This window comes from Paenibacillus sp. FSL R5-0766 (assembly GCF_037971845.1).
In the GTDB taxonomy this organism is placed as follows: Bacteria; Bacillota; Bacilli; order Paenibacillales; family Paenibacillaceae; genus Paenibacillus.
Genome location: NZ_CP150227.1, coordinates 2755615 through 2774646 on the forward strand (window position 1 = coordinate 2755615; position 19032 = coordinate 2774646).

General features: G+C 46.3%; 12 protein-coding genes. All 12 read left to right on the forward strand.

The window, feature by feature from the left end; translation table 11 throughout:
• Window positions 1-97: 97 nt before the first annotated feature.
• The 12 genes from MKY66_RS12600 to treP all read left to right on the forward strand — a co-directional run bounded on the left by MKY66_RS12600 (window position 98) and on the right by treP (window position 18879).
• Entirely contained in the window at window positions 98-1249 is a 1152-nt protein-coding gene (locus MKY66_RS12600; protein WP_076217122.1) for an iron-containing alcohol dehydrogenase, read from the forward strand.
• Window positions 1250-1774: 525 nt separating this feature from the next.
• Window positions 1775-2944: a glucose-1-phosphate adenylyltransferase gene (locus MKY66_RS12605; protein WP_076217121.1), complete on the forward strand. Its 1170-nt coding sequence runs from the start codon at window positions 1775-1777 to the stop codon at window positions 2942-2944.
• 25 nt (window positions 2945-2969) lie between these two features.
• The gene (gene glgD, locus MKY66_RS12610) at window positions 2970-4073 is read left to right on the forward strand and encodes a glucose-1-phosphate adenylyltransferase subunit GlgD (protein ID WP_076217120.1); all 1104 of its coding nucleotides are present in this window, start codon (window positions 2970-2972) and stop codon (window positions 4071-4073) included.
• Window positions 4074-4633: 560 nt separating this feature from the next.
• Entirely contained in the window at window positions 4634-7066 is a 2433-nt protein-coding gene (locus tag MKY66_RS12615) for a glycogen/starch/alpha-glucan phosphorylase (protein WP_076217119.1), read from the forward strand.
• Between the two features lie 264 nt (window positions 7067-7330).
• Entirely contained in the window at window positions 7331-8200 is an 870-nt protein-coding gene (locus MKY66_RS12620) for an effector binding domain-containing protein (RefSeq protein ID WP_076217118.1), read from the forward strand.
• A 41-nt stretch (window positions 8201-8241) separates the two neighbouring features.
• Window positions 8242-8700 carry a VanZ family protein gene (locus MKY66_RS12625; RefSeq protein WP_083657435.1) on the forward strand — a complete coding sequence of 153 codons (459 nt, stop codon included), beginning with the start codon at window positions 8242-8244 and terminating at the stop codon, window positions 8698-8700.
• A gap of 368 nt (window positions 8701-9068) precedes the next feature.
• On the forward strand, window positions 9069-10760 hold the full coding sequence (locus tag MKY66_RS12630) for an alpha-glucosidase (RefSeq protein ID WP_143760412.1): 1692 nt from the start codon (window positions 9069-9071) through the stop codon (window positions 10758-10760).
• Between the two features lie 98 nt (window positions 10761-10858).
• The gene (locus MKY66_RS12635; protein ID WP_076217117.1) at window positions 10859-11551 is read left to right on the forward strand and encodes a metal-dependent hydrolase; all 693 of its coding nucleotides are present in this window, start codon (window positions 10859-10861) and stop codon (window positions 11549-11551) included.
• 238 nt (window positions 11552-11789) lie between these two features.
• On the forward strand, window positions 11790-13145 hold the full coding sequence (gene dctA, locus MKY66_RS12640; protein ID WP_036670619.1) for a C4-dicarboxylate transporter DctA: 1356 nt from the start codon (window positions 11790-11792) through the stop codon (window positions 13143-13145).
• Window positions 13146-13604: 459 nt separating this feature from the next.
• Window positions 13605-14783 carry an IS110 family transposase gene (locus tag MKY66_RS12645; protein WP_076217271.1) on the forward strand — a complete coding sequence of 393 codons (1179 nt, stop codon included), beginning with the start codon at window positions 13605-13607 and terminating at the stop codon, window positions 14781-14783.
• A gap of 327 nt (window positions 14784-15110) precedes the next feature.
• Entirely contained in the window at window positions 15111-16832 is a 1722-nt protein-coding gene (gene treC / locus MKY66_RS12650) for an alpha,alpha-phosphotrehalase (RefSeq protein ID WP_076217267.1), read from the forward strand.
• A gap of 28 nt (window positions 16833-16860) precedes the next feature.
• A complete protein-coding gene (treP, locus tag MKY66_RS12655) occupies window positions 16861-18879 on the forward strand; it encodes a PTS system trehalose-specific EIIBC component (RefSeq protein WP_076217268.1) in 2019 nt (672 codons plus the stop codon).
• Window positions 18880-19032: the final 153 nt, after the last annotated feature.

A 19032-nucleotide genomic window follows, 5' to 3' on the forward strand; every position in this document is an offset into this window, starting at 1 on the left:
ACATTTATCGGATCATTGTGATTTATTTCACTATATCTGAAAACGGATTCAGTTACAATGGAGATAGTAAATCAGGGGTTACAGGAGGCTGGTTCAAATGGCAACACATGCATATTATGTTCCGCCCGTGAACTTGATGGGTAGAGGATGTTTACAGGAAGCAGGTCAGATGATTGAACAGATGGGTATCCGCAAAGCGCTGGTTGTAAGTGATCGCCAATTGATTACTTCAGGCGTTGCTGAACAGGTACTGTCTATACTAAGAAAATCAGGGTTAGAATATGTTGTATATGATGAGGTTCAGCCTAATCCAACATGTCAGAATGTACATGATGGACTTCAAGTATTCCAGGATCATGGCTGTGACGCCATTATATCGATAGGCGGAGGTTCACCGCAGGATGCTGCCAAAGGGATTGGTATTGTAGCTACGAACGGTGGGCATATCCGTGAATATGAAGGACTGCATCAATCGAAACATAAGTCCGTACCACTTGTGGCTTTTAACACAACAGCGGGCACATCGAGCGAGGTGACAATTAACTACGTGATTACAGATGAGGAACGTAAAGTGAAGATGGTGATGGTAGACCGCAACAGTCTGGTCTCCCTGTCGGTTAATGATCCGGAGCTGATGCTCAGCAAACCTGCAAGTCTCACAGCGGCGACAGGAATGGATGCCTTGACCCATGCCGTAGAAGCGATGGTTACACCGGGTGGATTTACAGTGACAAGTGCGACAGCTGCAGCAGCTGTTGAACTGATCTTTGAATATTTGCCAAGAGCCGTGAGAGACGGCAGTGACCTGGAAGCGCGGGAACATATGACGTATGCGTGTTTCCTTGGCGGGATTGCTTTTAATAATGCGGGCCTGGGTTATGTCCATGCGATGGCGCATCAACTGGGTGGCGTATATGATCTGCCGCACGGTGTCTGTAACGCAATGTTACTCCCCTATGTGGAAGAGTTGAACTCCAAGCATGTCCCCGGCAAATTCCGTCATATTGCTAAGGCAATTGGTATGGATGTGAAGGGTAGAAGTGATGAGGAGTGTTCGGAGTACGTCATAGAGGCCATACGTCAGCTATCGAAGGAAGTCGGCATTCCTGAGAAACTGTCTGAACTGGGTGTAAAAGATCCCGATGTGGAACTGCTTGCCGATAACGCGATGAAAGATGCTTGTGCACCAGGCAATCCCTATCAACCGTCCAAGGATGAGGTGATGGAGTTGTTTCGCAAAATTATATAGACTGTTTCAGAAACGGATGCATCAAAATAACAGACAAAATGAGCCGGGATCGAGATCGAAAGTCGGCTTTTTTGTCATGTGAACTTATGTATTTTACTTATTTTCCCATTTAATGATTGCACAAAAACTAAAGGATTTTCCTTCTCTATTATCGAATATAATATGAATAACAGCGGCACGAGAAAGGGTAATCTCACCCGGAACTTGATGTCGATGTTATCCAGTAAGATTCCCCAGTCCGTTTCGTGTTTAATGTTAAATAGGAGTAGACTATTTCATTGTTCACGAGCTACACCTTAAGTTCTGCATCTAACATTCACCTCTGTAAGACAGTCAAGCAATTCTACACCAGCATCATTTCTATTTCAGGCTTTACAATCCAAGAAGTTCAACTGCAATAAGATTCATCCAGTTACACATCTGTACAGCATGCTCCTAATCAAGACAACAGTGTCCACACAACAGAATATCGATTATGGGCTCTGAAATGAATCAGAACGAATGCACGTGGAGGAGGCTGTAATGATGGCGAAAAAAGAAGTTGTAGCGATGCTACTTGCCGGAGGGCAAGGTAAGAGGTTAAAAGGATTGACCAAATCACTGGCTAAGCCGGCAGTATATTTTGGCGGCACGTACCGAATCATTGATTTTCCGCTGAGTAACTGCTCTAATTCTGGTATTGATACAGTGGGTGTATTGACTCAATATGAACCACTTGTCTTACATTCCTATATTGGCATTGGCAGTGACTGGGATCTGGATCGGAAAAACGGCGGGGTATATGTACTTCCTCCGCATGAACGTGAAGACGGTAGCAACTGGTACCGGGGTACAGCGGATGCGATCTTCCGCAACCTGAACTTTATTGAACAATTCGATCCTGAGCATGTGCTCATTCTGTCAGGGGATCATATCTATAAGATGGACTACGAAAAAATGCTCCAGTATCACAAAGAAAAAGATGCGGATTGCACCATATCGGTCATTGATGTCTCATTGGAAGAAGCCAGCCGATTCGGTGTGCTGAACACCAACGATGACTATAGCATCTATGAATTTGAAGAAAAACCTCCTGAGCCCAAGAGCACACTGGCTTCCATGGGTATCTATCTCTTCAAGTGGGATGTACTGAAACGTTTCCTGATCCAGGATGAACAACAGGCATCCACCTCCTATGATTTTGGTAAAGATATCATTCCGTTATTGCTTGAAAATGAAAAATCCTTATACGCATATCCGTTCGAAGGGTATTGGAAAGATGTAGGTACCATTCGCAGTCTGTGGGAGTCGAATATGGATTTGTTGGACGAAGATACCCCGTTTAACCTGAATGACCCGGACTGGCGTATTTTCACACGTAATCCAAACCAACCTGCACAATACATCTCGCCTTCGGCCAAAGTGCGGAATTGTATTATTAGTGAAGGCAGTGTGGTGCATGGAGAGGTCAATCATTCTGTTCTATTCTACGGAATTGAGGTTGGGGAGAACAGCGCCGTTATCGATTCTGTCATCATGCCAAGGGTGAAGATCGGGCAAAATGTGCGTATTCATCGAGCAATCATTGCAGAAGGATTGGTTATTCCGGATGGAACACAGATTTCGCCCGCACCGGGAGATGAGAGTGATATATTACTCGTCGATCAGGAAGAACTGGAGCGTCAGCTTCGCCAAGGAATAACCAGCAAGGCCTAATGAAGCCAAAAGGACGGTGCATGCGATGAAATCATTGATCGGAGTTATTAACCTTGACCATGAACTTGAGGAATTGAAGGAATTGACGTACTTTCGCTGCGGAGCCGCGGTGCCTTATGCCGGGCGTTACCGTCTGATCGATTTTGTTCTATCTAATATGATGAATGCCGGAATTGAGAGTATAGGGGTGTTTGTCCGTCGTAAGTATCGCTCGCTGATGGACCATCTGGGTGACGGCAAGCCTTGGGATTTGGATCGTAAGCATGGGGGCATGTTTATTTTACCGCCGGACTGGAACGATCCAACAGATACATCACAAGGGGACTTGCAGCATTTCCATAACAATCTGGACTTCTTCCGCAGAGGTGCAGGGCAATATGTAGTGCATGCGGGCAGTCGCCATGTGACCAAAGCAGACCTCCAGGATGTCTACAGGTATCACATCAGTAAAGGAGCGGACGTTACACTGGTCTGCAAAAAAGTAGATCAGCTGCTGCCTGAGCATGACGCCTGTGTCAAAGTTGATCATGACGGGGACGGTAACGTGGTGGACATTCACCAAAGCGCTAATCACCCGAATATATATACAGAAATTTTCATCATGGAAAAGGAATTGTTCCTGCGCCAGGTGCAGCGCTGCATTGATCATGGCGAGAGCCATTTCTTCCGGGATGTGATTCAAAAAAATCCGGATGGATTGAATATCGCTGCGTATGCATATGATGGCTATCACGCAGTCATCAATTCCATTGACAGTTATTATCGTAATAGTATGGATCTGCTGAACACAGGGCAATATGAACAACTGTTCAAGGAAGATCCGATCCAGACCAAAATCAAATACGAAGCGCCTGCCAAATACCTGGATACCGCCGATGTTAAACATTCACTTCTCGCGAATGGCTGCATTGTAGCTGGAGAGGTGGAAGACAGCATTTTATTCCGGGGCGTACAGGTGGCCAAGGGTGCCAAAATAAAAGGTTCCATCATCATGCAGAAATGTTACATTGGTGAAGGAACCGTACTTGAGAACGTCATTCTCGATAAAGACGTGAAGCTGACCGGAGGACAGACGCTGATCGGCGACCCGTCGAATCCATACATTTTAGCGAAAAGTACTATTATCTAATGCCCGCACGTAACCGATATCTTCTATAAATATATATAAAATAAAAATCCTGTAGGATGGATTTAAGGTTCATACACTTTCGACGCATGAATTGCATCTTCGAAAGTTCTCACCAGCATGCAAACGTAGTGGAGGGGACGAAATCGATTCTGAAGCGTAGTGCTCGCCTAAAAGCTTTCTGCAAGAAAGCTGCTTCGAAAGCATATGCTGTCTTCAAATTTTACCCTTGATTATATAAATTCAACTTAAACATTTACACAAAACGGAGAGGACAGAAATAACCTGAAGAAGAGCAGCGCTCGCCTTTATCCCCGGATTTTCCCATTTTAAAAGGAATTAAAAAAATCTGTGGATAACAGCGATCGGAAGGTTGTTCTGTCATCGAAGTGTCCAGTGTAAATATCCTCTAGTTCAATTTATATAGGTTAATCAAGAAAATTTGGAGACAACAGCGATCATAAGAACGATTCGTAACCGTAACGGCCACTTTGCAGAGTGCTGAGCAACAGAGTGTATGAACCGCCACCATCCTGCAGGATTTCCCCGGGAGGAACCTACTTTTGTTTGACAACAAGGAAACGTTCAAGAGTATCTTTACACGGAATCTGGTCAGCAAATTGGGCAAACCGATTGAAGAAGCAACACAGGAAGACGTATACCACGTACTGGGAAGCATGATTCGTGAATATGCAGGCCAGGATTGGGCAGCGTCGAATCAGGGGTTCAAGCAGCGCCAGGATAAACAGGTCTATTACTTCTCGCTGGAATTCCTGATTGGACGTCTGCTCGGCAACAATCTGTTGAATGTGAATGAATTGGAATTGGTGCGTGACAGTTTAGCTGAGCTGGGCTTCTCCTTGGAGGAGATAGAAGAACAGGAGGCGGATGCAGGACTCGGTAATGGAGGTCTGGGACGACTCGCTGCCTGTTTCCTGGATTCACTCGCATCACTACGATATGCAGGACATGGTTGCGGGATTCGATATAAATACGGGTTGTTTGAGCAAAAAATCATCAATGGTAATCAGGTAGAGTTACCCGACAATTGGCTGGATAAGGGCAATGAATGGGAAGTCCGCCGTCCAGACAAAAAGGTGGAAGTACAGTTCTGGGGCCGAGTAGAAGCTCATGAGCAGGATGGAGAATATCAGTTTGTTACAAAAGATGCCGAATCGGTTGTCGCCATACCCTATGACGTGCCTGTCATCGGTTATGGTCAAACTCATGTGAATACATTGCGTCTCTGGAGTGCCGAGCCAAAGCGCGAGACTTCACTCGACACCCCTTCGAACTACTACGGTTATCTGGATTATAGCCGATCGGTTGAATCAATCTCGGAATTCCTGTATCCGGACGATTCCCAGTACGAAGGAAAGCTGCTGCGATTGAAGCAGCAATACTTCATGTGCTCGGCAGGTGTACAGAGCGCTTTGCGTACGTTCAACAAGCTGGAGCTACCGTATGATCGGTTGCCTGATAAAGTGGCCTTCCACATTAATGACACGCATCCAACCTTGGTTATTCCAGAACTGATGCGCATCCTGATTGATGTGAAGGGGTATGGCTGGGATGAAGCATGGGATATCACAACCCGTACTGTATCGTATACCAATCATACAACGCTTAGTGAGGCGCTTGAGAAGTGGCCTGTATCCATGATCAGCAGGCTGCTGCCACGAATCTACATGATCATTGAAGAGATCAACAGACGCTTCTGTGGCATGCTGCTGGACCGGTATCCAGGAGATCAGGATCGCATTCAAAATTTGGCGATTGTTGCAAACGATCAGGTACGGATGGCGCATCTGGCGATTGTAGGCAGTCATAGCGTGAATGGTGTTGCTGCTTTGCATACCGAGATTTTGAAAGAGCGTGAGATGGCTCCCTTCTATGAACTGTATCCAGAGCGTTTCAATAACAAAACCAATGGTATCACCCATCGCCGCTGGTTGATGCATGCCAATCCGAAACTGTCGGATCTGATTACGGATACAATCGGTAACGATTGGATAACAGAGCCGGGCAAGCTGGAGCAGTTGGCTGGCTTTGCGGATAATACATCATTTCAGGAGCAGTTCCGTTTGATTAAGCGGGATAACAAAGAGCGGCTAGCTGCGTATATTCTGGACCATACCGGGACAGCAGTGAATCCGGATTCCATCTTTGATGTACAGGTGAAGAGGCTGCACGGGTACAAACGTCAACTGTTGAACATTCTGCATGTCATGCATCTGTATAACCGGCTTAAGAATGATGCTTCGTTTGATATGGTACCACGAACGTTCATCTTTGGTGCCAAGGCAGCGCCGAGTTATTATTTTGCCAAGAAAATTATTAAGCTGATCAACACCGTGGCTGACACAGTGAATCGGGATGCGGCCGTGAATGACCGCTTGAAGGTATTTTTCCTCGAAAATTATTCCGTCTCTCTCGCAGAGAAAATCATTCCCGCTGCGGATGTTAGTGAACAGATCTCAACCGCAGGTAAGGAAGCTTCCGGTACGGGCAACATGAAATTTATGATGAACGGTGCTTTAACGATTGGTACGATGGATGGAGCCAACGTGGAGATGGCGGAGCAGGTTGGGGAAGAAAATATGTTCATCTATGGTCTGCGTGCAGACGAAGTGCTTGAGTACTATCGTTCGGGTAGCTATCGTCCGAATGAGATTGTGCAGCACGATGAACGCATTCGCGAGGTTGTGGAGCAATTAGTACATCCAGGTGCATTCTGTTATCGTGACGGGGAGTTCTGGGATATTTATGACTCCTTGCTGGCCCATGGTGATGAATACTTTGTATTGCGTGATTTTGCTGCTTATGCAGACGCGCATGCTGCGATTGACCAGGCGTATCGGGATATTCCGGGCTGGACTCGGAAAGCGATATTAAACACGGCTCATTCCGGCATATTCTCCAGTGATCGTACCATTAGTGAGTATGCGACAGATATCTGGGGTATTCATCCCGTGTCCGGGAACTGGAAAGGTTAAGAATAGATTGTTAGACTAACAAGTCCCCTTGTTCACAAGAGACATCTCTGCTGGTAAATCAACCATCGTAGAGAGCATCTCCTTGTAGAACAAGGGGATTTTGGCATACAGTGTATCATAGTGTCATTCAACTTGAAGATAAGCGAAACTCGCGTATTTTTCATCATACAAGTTCGCACACAAAATCAAAAAAAAGATCTGGATCTCAGTCATACTACATAAGAAATCGTTTGATATTTTGAATTAGATAGGGGAGCCGTCACTATGGATCATTACACACGAATTCAGCTTGCTATTGAGTATTTGGAGCAGCATTTGCAAGATGATTTTAATATCAGAGAGACGTCCGCGGCTGCGAGCTTTTCGGCGTTTCATTTTCAGCGTTTATTCCAGGCGATCACGGGATTTACGGTACTGGAATATGTGCGCAGACGCAGATTAACGGAGGCTGCTGCGATGTTGCGGGGCACATCGGAAGGCATATTGGACATTGCGATGAGCTTTGGCTATCAATCTCAAGAGGCATTTACACGTGCATTTTCAGCTTATTTTGGAATGACACCGGCGAAGCTGCGTAAGCTGGAAGCGGATCAGTGGTCTCTTTTGAATATGCAACAGAACATTGATTTTAATGAATATCGAACTTCGCTTGGTGGAACATTCCACATGAACACACCCCGTCTGGTCACACGGGAACCAAACTGGATTGTCGGCTATGATTATAAGACCAACCTGAATGACAATCAGCATTATGCCGAGATACCGGGATTTTATCACGATTTTGGGTTGGAACAGAGATTCATGGTTATCCCGGAGAGGACACGCCCTGATATGGCATACGGTGTGGCCTGTCATTTTGAAGAGGATGGAGCATTTTCTTTTATTGTGGGTGAAGAAAGCGGTGGAGCATCGCAGGTACTTGAACCCGGTTTTACTTCGATTGAAATTCCGGGCGGCTTGTATGCAGAGTTCACCGTGGAAGGCTCCGGGCAGGATATTCGTAAAATGATCTATGGCAGCTGGCTGCCGCAGTCGAACTATGAACGGAGGGAAGGGCCGGACTTTGAAGTGACGGATGTCTGGAAATCGACCCCTGAACAACTGGACATGAAGATCTATATCCCGTTAAAATAGACCTTACCGCTTCGCGGAATTCAAGGTCGGAGGACAGATGGATGAGCGAAAAGTCGTGGCTCCACTCCAAGTGGATGCTGACCATTGTTACTTGCATGGCAGTCCTTTACATACTGATTATGGGCATTTTACTGTTCATCAGCGGCCGAACACCAGGCATGTATTATCAATATAATCTCGTACCCTTCGAGACCATTCGGCCACTTCTATTGGAGAGGGAGAGGTACAATACAGATACCTGGGTCAAAAACCTGTTTGGCAATATCGTATTGTTCATTCCGCTGGGCATCTGGATTCCATGGTTGTTTCGGAGGTGTCGTTCGTTCCTGACATTTACATCAACAGTAGTTTTGCTTCTGCTGGGTGTTGAGGTCACACAATTGATTACACGTGTAGGTTCGTTTGATGTGGATGACATTATTCTGAACACGATCGGTGCCTGGATCGGATACGCCGTATTTAAGTTAGTCTTATGTTCACAAAAAAGGACTCGGAATTGAACCGCAGATCGCGGTCCATGACCGGGTCTTTTGCATAAGATACCTTTCAAATGTTTACAAGGGAATCATTTCGGATAAAACATATTAACGGCTTATTTATATCGTGAGCAGAGATTATATATAAATTTAACTAAACATTTACACGAAACGGAGAGGACAGAAATAACCTGAAGAAGCGAAAGCGTTCGCCTAAAAGCTTTCTGAAAGAAAGCTGCATCGGAAGCATAAGCTATCCCCGGATTTTCCCCTTATAAGGGGAATTCATAAAATTTGGGGATAACAGCGATCGGAAGGTTGTTCTGTCATCGGAGTGTCCAGTGTAAATATTCTTTCGTTCAATTTATATATTGAACAATGATGAGAGCGAGGTGGGCGACATCGTTTGGTGGAAAGAGAGTGTGGTATACCAGATTTACCCGAGCAGCTTTAAAGATTCGGACGGAGATGGATATGGCGACTTGCAGGGAATCTATGAGAAGCTCGATTATTTGGAGAATTTAGGTGTAGATGTGATCTGGCTCTGTCCTATTTACGATTCACCAGGACATGATAACGGATATGATATCCGGGATTACTACGGCATTTTACGCAAGTATGGGACGATGGAGGATTTTGATCGATTATTGGCAGAGGCACACAAGCGTGGTCTCAAGATCATGATGGACCTGGTGCTGAATCATACGTCAGATGAACATGCTTGGTTTGCTGAATCGCGTTCATCAAAGATGAATCCGAAACGGGATTATTATATTTGGCGTTCAGGTAAAAATGGGCAGGTGCCGAATAATTGGGAGTCCTATTTTGGAGGTTCGGTGTGGAAGCATGATCCCGAGACAAATGAGTATTATCTGCATCTGTATTCCGAACAGCAACCGGATCTCAACTGGAACAATGCACAGATGGCAGAAGAGATGTATGAGATGGTGCATTGGTGGCTGGAAAAAGGGGTAGACGGATTCCGTTTCGATGCAGTAGCGCATATCGCCAAGGCAGAGGGTCTGCCAAGTGCACACAATCCGGATAATCTGCCGGTAGTTCCAGCGTATCAGCTCTTTTCCAACTTGGAACAGGTACACTCGATCTTGAAGAAGCTGAATAACATGATCCTGAAACCCTACGGACCCATGACAGTTGGCGAGACTTCGGGACTTGGGCCTGAGCAGGCCTTGGCTTATGTCGGGACGGATCGTGATGAGCTTAATATGGTATTCCAGTTTGAGCATATGTTTATCGATGCTAAATCCTCCGGAATTGGTAAATGGAACTATAAGGAATGGAAATTGACAGATCTCAAAGAAATCATGAGCCGGTGGCAAACGGTTTTGCATGGTAGAGGCTGGAACGCCAATTATATGGGCAACCATGATCAGCCACGTCCGGTTTCCCGTTTTGGTGATGATGGTAAATATCGGGTACGTTCTGCTAAGATGCTGGCGACATGGATGCTTACACTCGAAGGGACCCCCTACATCTATCAAGGAGAAGAGATCGGTATGACCAATGTCACTTTCCCTGATATCGAACAATACCGGGACATCGAGACCAAAAATTATTACAATCATTACATTGGTCAAGGTAAGTCGAAGCATGAAGTCATGCAGGCGATCTGGCTGAAGAGTCGCGATAATGCCCGCACGCCGATGCAATGGGATGAGACGGAACACGCAGGGTTTACCCAGGGGCAGCCGTGGATTCAGGTGAATGATAATTATCCAGAGATTAATGTGGCTGATGCCGAAAGTGATCCGCAATCCATTTTGCATTATTACCGTAAGTTAATTGCCCTTCGCAAACAACATAAAGTGCTTATCTATGGCGCGTATGAACTGCTACTGCCGGATGATCCGGATATCTATGCCTATACCCGAACGCTGGAAGATGAGCAGATGCTGGTCATTCTGAATTTCCGTGGGCATGAACCGGAGATGCACTGGCCGGAAGGCTGGGATTCCGAGCATGCCAAGCTGATCATCAGCAATGTAAGCAGACGTTACTCTACCGATGAAGGCGCGATTCAGCTTCAGCCGTATGAAGCAAGGGTATATCGTAAGCAACGGTGACACGGAGGCTAGCGTAATTTTGCGTTGGTAAAGAGCTATGATTTATAATAAATAGTGGTTTTCAAAATAATCAAAACATATGTCGGGAGGAATCCAAGTTGTTGAATATTACGTTCCACGGTCACTCCAGTGTTCAGCTGGGCACAGAAGAAAAGTCTCTGATCATTGATCCCTTCCTGCGTGGCAACGAGCTTGCCGTCACGAAGCCTGAAGATATTAAGACCGATGTTGTGTTGCTGACACATGCACATATGGATCACATCCTCGATGCTGAACCTATTGCCAAAGCAAATAACGCCAAAGTTGTGGCTATTGTGGAATTGGCTACATATATGTCCTGGAAAGGTCTGGATACACTCGGCATGAACATGGGCGGAACGGTAGATCTTGATTTTGCTCAAGCCAAAATGATTCAGGCGTTCCATACTTCCGGGATTGTGCTGGAAGAAGAACAACGGATCATGTATGCAGGGTTGCCTGCTGGATATATCATTAATATTGGTGGTAAAACGATTTTGCATGCCGGAGACACAAGTCTCTTCGGGGATATGAAAATGATCGGTGATCGTCATGATATTGATGTAGCCTTCTTGCCGATTGGTGGACATTTCACCATGGGACCTGAGGATGCGCTGCAAGCGGCCGAATGGTTTAATGCCAAACTGACGATTCCGGTCCATTATGATACATTCCCGGTGATTCGTCAGGATGCGGAACACTTCGTGCAACAACTAGCTGCAAGAGGGTTGGAAGGACGTGTGCTGACCCCGGGAGAATCTATTACCCTGTGATGCACATTTAACCCCTGTTCAATAAATAATGAATTTATGGATAAAGACGAATATCACGTCAAGATAACTGACGTGATATTCGTCTTTTTTCGGTTCCAGGTTCAATTTCCACCGATAGAGTTGGTACAAATGACAAAAACATTGAAATTCCATTGTTGAACTCCCTTTTAGAATGATATAAAAAGTTACACGGAAACCAAACGGAAATCCGAATTGACCGCAAACAGGGGGAGCGTTCATGTCATTTATGAAATCATTATTTTTTCAAATTATTGTAGCGGTAATCATCGGGATTGGCGTAGGCATCCTGTGGCCGGATCTGGGTAGCTTGCTGCAACCGCTCGGAACAGGTTTCATCAAATTAATCAAGATGATCATCGCACCACTGATTTTCATGGTGATTGTGACAGGTATTGCCAAGATCGGTGATCTGAAGTCAGTGGGTCGCATCGGACTGAAAGCCATCGTGTGGTTCGAGATTGCAACTACAGTGGCGCTGGTACTTGGATTGGGAACAGCCAATCTGCTTCGCCCAGGTGCCGGAATGAACGTGGACCCTTCAACCATAGATGCAAGCGGCATTGAAGCGAAAACCAATGGTTCCGAGTTACCGCATACGGTAGACTTTATCATGAATATTATTCCGACAAGTGTTGTGGATGCCTTTGCACAAAATGCACTTCTGCAAGTATTGCTCGTGGCATGCCTGTTCGGGGTTGCACTGGCAGCAACCGAGAGTAAGGCAAAAGAGAATGTACTTACGCTGATTGAGAACTTGCTCGGCATTGTGTTCCGCATCATCGGTTATATCATGAAACTCGCGCCGATTGGTGCATTTGGAGCCATGGCCTACACGGTAGGTGCCTATGGAGCTTCCACATTATCATCCTTTGGTCTGCTAATTCTGGCCTGTTACGGCGCAGCGCTGCTGTTTTTGGTCATGCTGGCATTGGCTGCCTGGTGGATTACCGGGCTAAATTTCCTGCAATTTGTGAAGTATACCCGTTCTGAAGTGATGCTGGCGATTGGAACCGGATCATCAGAAGTAGTGATGCCACGCATGATGGACAAACTAACCAAGGCGGGTTGTGATCGTGCGGTTGTGGGTCTTGTGGTGCCGACGGGGTACTCGTTTAATCTGGATGGCGCTTCGATCTATTTATCCTTGGCTACAGTTTTTGTTGCTCAGGCTGTAGGGATTGAACTGACATTGATGCAGCAAATTACGATTTTACTGGTGTTGATGTTAAGTTCCAAAGGCATGGCAGGAGTACCTGGCTCCGCATTCTTGGCCCTGTCCGCAACGGCAGTGGCTGTCAATGCTTTTCCGGTAGCAGCGGTTGCTCTGCTGCTTGGTGCAGATCGATTCATGGATACAATGCGTGTATTCACCAACCTGATGGGCAACTGTGTCGCAGCATTTGTGGTGGCAAAATGGGAAGGTCTGCTGGATCAGAAGCGAATGCGTGCCGTACTCTCTGGTGAGATCAGTGCTGCTGAACTGGAAAGGGAAGAGCAAGCTGCACTATCTCTATTGAAGTTGAATATGCAGGAAAAACAAGGGAAAGCCGTAGTTTCACCGGAGATGTCGTAAGAGGCTTGGCTCCGCTGTGGTGATGAAGTCAATTGACAGCAACCCAATAATAACAATCCATTACAACAGTAAAAAACAGTAGAATACATTTAAAAAGTTCAACCAAGTTCAACCAAGTTCAACCAAGTTCAACCAAGTTCAACCAAGTTCAACCAAGTTCAACCAAATTAGACCGTCTGTAGCCCGCACCAATGGTGGGAAGAACAGACGGTTTTCGTATTATCAGGTTAGCCAGTAATTACTGGTTGGCCTTTTTATGTGGTCGTTTTACGATGGGGGAAGCCGGGAGAACGTGGCGGTTTTAGGGGCTAGGACCTCGTAACAAAAACAGTTCTCCCACGACCTCCAAAAGACCATGTTTGGGCTGGTAGGGGCAGTTGACCCCGTATAACAAGCGAAGCTATGGGTTTGGAACCATCGTGGAAAGGACCGGCGAAACAAAAGATAAGGAGTGAGCATATGGAACCTGTTGTTGGTGTAGATGTCGCTAAAGGTTCAAGTGTGATACAGGCGTTTCAAAAACGAAATGAACCCGTTGGCAAAGCTATCGTCATTGAGCATGCTGCGAGTGGATTCGAACAATTCACGGAGATGTTAGGGGCCCTTCAAGCCGAAACGGGTGTTGCTCCTGTGGTTGTTTTGGAAGCGACTGGGCATTACCATCGTGCCTTGGTGTCCTGTCTGAATCGGAGTGGCTACACCTACTACATTGTGAATCCCTTGCAATCCAAGCGAGCCAAGGGAACGCAGTTACGCAAAGTTAAAACAGATGCTGCAGATGCTTGGCATCTGGCAGAGATGTACTATCGCGGCGACGTGAAGCCACATCGAAATTGGGATGAGACGTTTACAGAGCTACAGCATTTGACTCGGCAGCATGAGTTTGTCACGGGAATCTTTGTGCAGGCGAAGCTGAACAGCAGAGCCTTGCTGGAGCAAGTGTTTCCGGCGTATGAGCAGATATTTTACAATGTGTTTTCAACCACATCATTGACGGTGCTGTCTCATTGTTTGGAGGGAAGTGTGGCGAATTGGAATGAAGTCATTCAGGGTAATTCGGGACGATCCCATTCCAAGCGATGGGCCCATGAAAAAGCGAGAAAACTGGAGGAAGTACTGGATGAATGGAGAGGAATTCGGCGTAGCCCCGCTCAAAGCAAGGCACTGCTCGGAATGGTCTCTTTATTGTTGACGATGATTCAGCAACTGGAGGAACTCGAAAAACAAATGGAGGAACTCGCAGAAAATCTGCCCGAAGTCGAACTGGTGAGAAGTATCCCGGGAATTGGAACGAAACTGGCCGCAGCCATTGTAGCTGAACTAGGTGATGTGAAACAGTTTAGTGATGCGAAGCAACTTGTGGCGTTTGCGGGCCTTGACCCCGGGATTTTCAGTTCAGGAAAGTTCACAGCGACAAGTACACGAATCACGAAACGAGGTTCTAAAAGGCTCAGACGTTCGCTATATTTAGCGGTGCAATGTGGAATGCGAAAGAATGCGAATGCAAGAATCCGTTCGTACTACGAGAAAAAAAGAAACGAGGGCAAGCCCTACAAGGTGGCTGTGATCGCCTGCGCAAACAAGCTGTTGCATCACATTTTCGCCATCTTGCAGAAGGGCCAGCCCTACCAAGTTTAATCCATATTTAACCAAAACCTCCATTGCAGTGGAGGTTATTTGCATTGGTCGAAAAAAGTATAACATGAAAAGAAAACTCATCCAACCTGAAATGCTTGACAAACATTAGCTGGTTTTTGTTGTCCCAATACAGATATCATTGGGTTCACGAACGCAGGTTCCAAAATAAATGTTACAGAGGAAAGATTTATGGGGAATGTGTAGAAGAGGCGAAGAATATACATATTATAGTTTCAACTTGTATATACATGTTTACTTATGTAATATAGATATGAAGTTAACCGAGAACATCACATGAGAGCATTACAATTTATTGGAGGCGTTAACATGAGTTCTAATAACACAACTCCGTCATCTTGGTGGAAGACATCAACGGTGTATCAGGTATATCCGAAGAGTTTTAATGATACAACTGGATCGGGGACTGGAGATATTCGTGGATTAACCGAGAAGCTTGATTATTTGCAGCATCTGGGTATCGATATTGTGTGGTTGCAGCCGGTATATGTATCCCCGCAGCATGATAATGGATATGACGTAGCGGACTATTACCGAATTAATCCGGATTATGGGACGATGGAGGATTTTGACGAACTGCTGAAAGGTCTGAAGGCTCGTGATATGAAACTGATGATTGATATCGTGGTGAATCACTCCTCGACCGATCATGAGTGGTTCCAGCAATCCCGTTCTTCCAAGGATAATCCGTATCGGGATTATTATATTTGGAAAGATCCTGCCCCGGATGGCGGTGTGCCAAACAACTGGCAATCGAAGTTTGGTGGACCTGCTTGGCAGTTAGATGAACAGACGGGACAATATTTCCTGACTTTATTTGATAAAACGCAGGCAGATCTGAATTGGGAGAATGAAGAAGTACGCAAAGCTGTACGGGATATGATCAAGTTCTGGGCCGAAAAAGGTGTGGACGGTTTCCGTATGGACGTGATTAACCTGATCTCCAAAGACCAGCGGTTCCCTGATGATGATGGTAGCGTGTCACCGGGTGATGGACGCAAATACTACACGGATGGACCACGTGTGCATGAGTACATCACCGAGATGTACGATGAAGTATTCGGGCCTCACAACATGGTGACTGTAGGGGAAATGTCCTCCACAACACTGGAACATTGTATCCAATATTCGAACCCGGCTTCCCGGGAGTTTTCGATGACGTTTAACTTCCATCACCTGAAAGTGGATTATCCAAATGGTCAGAAATGGGAACTGATGCCGTATGATTTCGAAGCGATGAAGCAGCTCTTCAGTGAGTGGCAGACAGGCATGCAAGCCGGTGGAGGTTGGAACGCGCTGTTCCTTAATAACCATGATCAGCCGCGGGCATTATCCCGATTCGCCGATGATGGTGATTATCGTGCCGAGAGTGCGAAGATGCTTGCAACAACGATACACGGCATGCAAGGTACACCTTATGTCTACCAGGGTGAAGAGATCGGAATGCCGAATCCAGTCTGGAATGACGTTAGTGAGTTCCGCGATATCGAATCAACGAACATGTACCGATTGCTTCAGGAAGAACGAGGCAAATCCGCTGAAGAAGCTTTCAAAATCGTAAAAGAGCGTTCCCGGGACAACTCCCGAACACCGATGCAGTGGAATGGAAGTCAGAATGCAGGCTTCACTACGGGAACACCTTGGCTGAAGGTGGATGAGCGGTATCCTTCCATTCACGTGGAACAGCAACTGGCTGATCCAGATTCGATCTACTATCACTACCGCAAATTGATTGCCCTGCGTAAACAGGTTAACGTGCTGATCGACGGTCTCTATGAACGATTGGATGATGCACACCCGGATGTATTCGCGTACGCACGGACCAATGGAAGTGAAACCCTGATTGTTGTATCCAACTTCAGCAAACGAGACGTCACGTTCTCGCTTCCGGCAGCGGTCTGGAATGATCACATTGCAGGCAAATCAGCAGAGTTACTCATAGGAAATACGGAGTCAGCCCCTGCGCTGACGCAGGAAATCTCTCTCAGTCCGTATGCATCCTATATGTGGCTTGTGCCACAACAGGACTAATCACATTTTATAAATAGGAAGTGACACTATGGCAATCGATAAAAAACAGGTTGAGGAGATCGTCCGGGCAGTCGGTGGCAAAGAGAATATTGAAGCTGCTACGCACTGTGTTACACGACTCCGGTTTGCCTTGTACGATGAGAGTAAAGTGGATACTGAAAGTCTGGATCAGAATGATCTGGTTAAAGGTCAGTTCTCTTCCCAAGGACAATTCCAGGTCGTTATTGGGCCTGGTCTGGTGGATAAAGTCTATGATGAGATGATTCAGATTACTGGGGGAGATCGTTCTTCCAAGGATGATGTGAAGGCGGTTGCTGGTAAAAAGCAAAATCCAATCCAGCGAGCGATCAAAACACTCTCGGATATTTTCATTCCAATCTTGCCAGCGATTATTACGGCAGGTCTTTTGCTCGGAATTAACAATATTCTGACAGGTCCAGGCATTTTCTTTGATGGAAAATCACTAGTGGATGTTTATCCAGCCTGGAAGGATCTTGCATCCATTATTAATACAATCGCGAGTACAGCCTTTACGTTCCTGCCGGCGCTAATTGGTTGGGCAGCTGTAAAAAGGTTTGGCGGCAGTCCGCTGCTCGGGATCGTGCTGGGTCTCATTCTGGTACATCCCGATCTGCTGAGTGCATATGGTTACGCTGATGCCGTGAATAATGGCACGGTGCCAACATGGAATCTGTTCGGTTGGGAGATTGAGAAGATCGGTTATCAAGGGCAGGTTCTGCCAGTACTGGTATCGGCGTATCTGCTTGCGAAGATGGAGATTTTCCTGAACAAAAGGGTACATGATTCAATTAAACTGCTGGTCGTTGCACCGGTCACGTTGCTGATTACCGGATTCCTGGCCTTCACGATCATTGGACCAGTTACATTTGCCATTGCGAATGCAATTACTTCCGGCTTGATCTATGTTTACGATTCATACGCGGCGCTGGGTGGTCTGATCTACGGTGGTCTATACGCTTTGCTTGTTATCACCGGTATGCATCACACATTCCTCGCGGTCGATGTTCAGCTCATTGGTAGTCAGGGTGGTACGTTCCTGTGGCCGATGCTGGCATTGTCCAACATCGCACAAGGTTCGGCGGCACTTGCGATGATGCTTGTCCTGCGTGAGAAGAAAATGAGAGGACTTGCGGCAACGTCCTCGGTGTCGGCCTTCCTCGGGGTAACCGAGCCGGCGATCTTTGGTGTTAACATCCGTTACCGTTATCCGTTTATCTTTGGTATGATCGGTTCCGCGATTGGTGGTGTGTTGCTGACGATGAATAATGTTCAGGCAACCTCCATCGGTGTAGGTGGCGTACCGGGGTTCCTGTCGATTTTCCCTGACAAATGGGGCGTCTTCTTCATCGGCATGGCGATTGTCCTGGTTGTACCATTTGTACTGACCGTCCTTTTTGGCAGAGCCAAACTGAGAAAAGAAGATCGTAATGAAAGTAATGAAACCGTTGCTGAGCCTAAAGCGGCTACATCGCAGTCTGCTTCGGGTGTTACCTCTTCAACTGCAAAAACAGATCCAAACCAGCGCACACGTAGTGCAGCTCAAGTAAGGGACGAAGCCGTGAATACACTGGAAATCATGGCGCCATTAACAGGCCAGGCCGTGTCACTGGAGCAAGTACCTGATCCGGCTTTTGCCGAGAAACAGATGGGTGAAGGTGTAGCGATTGAACCTTCCGGCAACCTGGTTGTTGCCCCGTTTGATGCTCAAGTAGCTCATGTGATCAAAAGTAAACATGCGGTAATAATTGAACACGCGAGTGGATTACAAGTTCTGATTCATGTCGGGATTAATACAGTATCCCTCAAGGGTGAAGGCTTCAACATGCACGTGGAAGCTGGCGAACATGTAAAGGCTGGGCAAAAGCTGTTGGAATTCGACCGTAAGGTCATTGAAGATGCGGGATACCCACTGATTACACCGATTATCATTCCAGATGGTCAGGATATGGTTGAACGGGTGGAAGTCACGACAGGTGATGTTACATCTAATCAAAATGGTGTGTTGAAGGTTCATCTGAAAGGTTAATTGAATACAACAACAAGAAGGGGCTGCGTGATGTGCAGCTCCTTTTTGCTGTATAATCGTTATTTTCATGACGATCATGGTAAACTGTATATAAAATGGAAGAATCAGATTTTTAAAATAATGGTGGTTGGAAAGGTTCTTCTGACAAAGCAA

Excerpts from the sequence above, each read along its gene's own strand:
- MKY66_RS12645 (WP_076217271.1), top strand. The coding sequence starts at position 13,605 with ATGGAACCTGTTGTTGGTGTAGATGTCGCTAAAGGTTCAAGTGTGATA.
- MKY66_RS12600 (WP_076217122.1), top strand. The coding sequence starts at position 98 with ATGGCAACACATGCATATTATGTTCCGCCCGTGAACTTGATGGGTAGA.
- treC (WP_076217267.1), top strand. The coding sequence starts at position 15,111 with ATGAGTTCTAATAACACAACTCCGTCATCTTGGTGGAAGACATCAACG.
- dctA (WP_036670619.1), top strand. The coding sequence starts at position 11,790 with ATGTCATTTATGAAATCATTATTTTTTCAAATTATTGTAGCGGTAATC.
- MKY66_RS12620 (WP_076217118.1), top strand. The coding sequence starts at position 7,331 with ATGGATCATTACACACGAATTCAGCTTGCTATTGAGTATTTGGAGCAG.
- MKY66_RS12605 (WP_076217121.1), top strand. The coding sequence starts at position 1,775 with ATGGCGAAAAAAGAAGTTGTAGCGATGCTACTTGCCGGAGGGCAAGGT.
- treP (WP_076217268.1), top strand. The coding sequence starts at position 16,861 with ATGGCAATCGATAAAAAACAGGTTGAGGAGATCGTCCGGGCAGTCGGT.
- MKY66_RS12625 (WP_083657435.1), top strand. The coding sequence starts at position 8,242 with ATGAGCGAAAAGTCGTGGCTCCACTCCAAGTGGATGCTGACCATTGTT.
- glgD (WP_076217120.1), top strand. The coding sequence starts at position 2,970 with ATGAAATCATTGATCGGAGTTATTAACCTTGACCATGAACTTGAGGAA.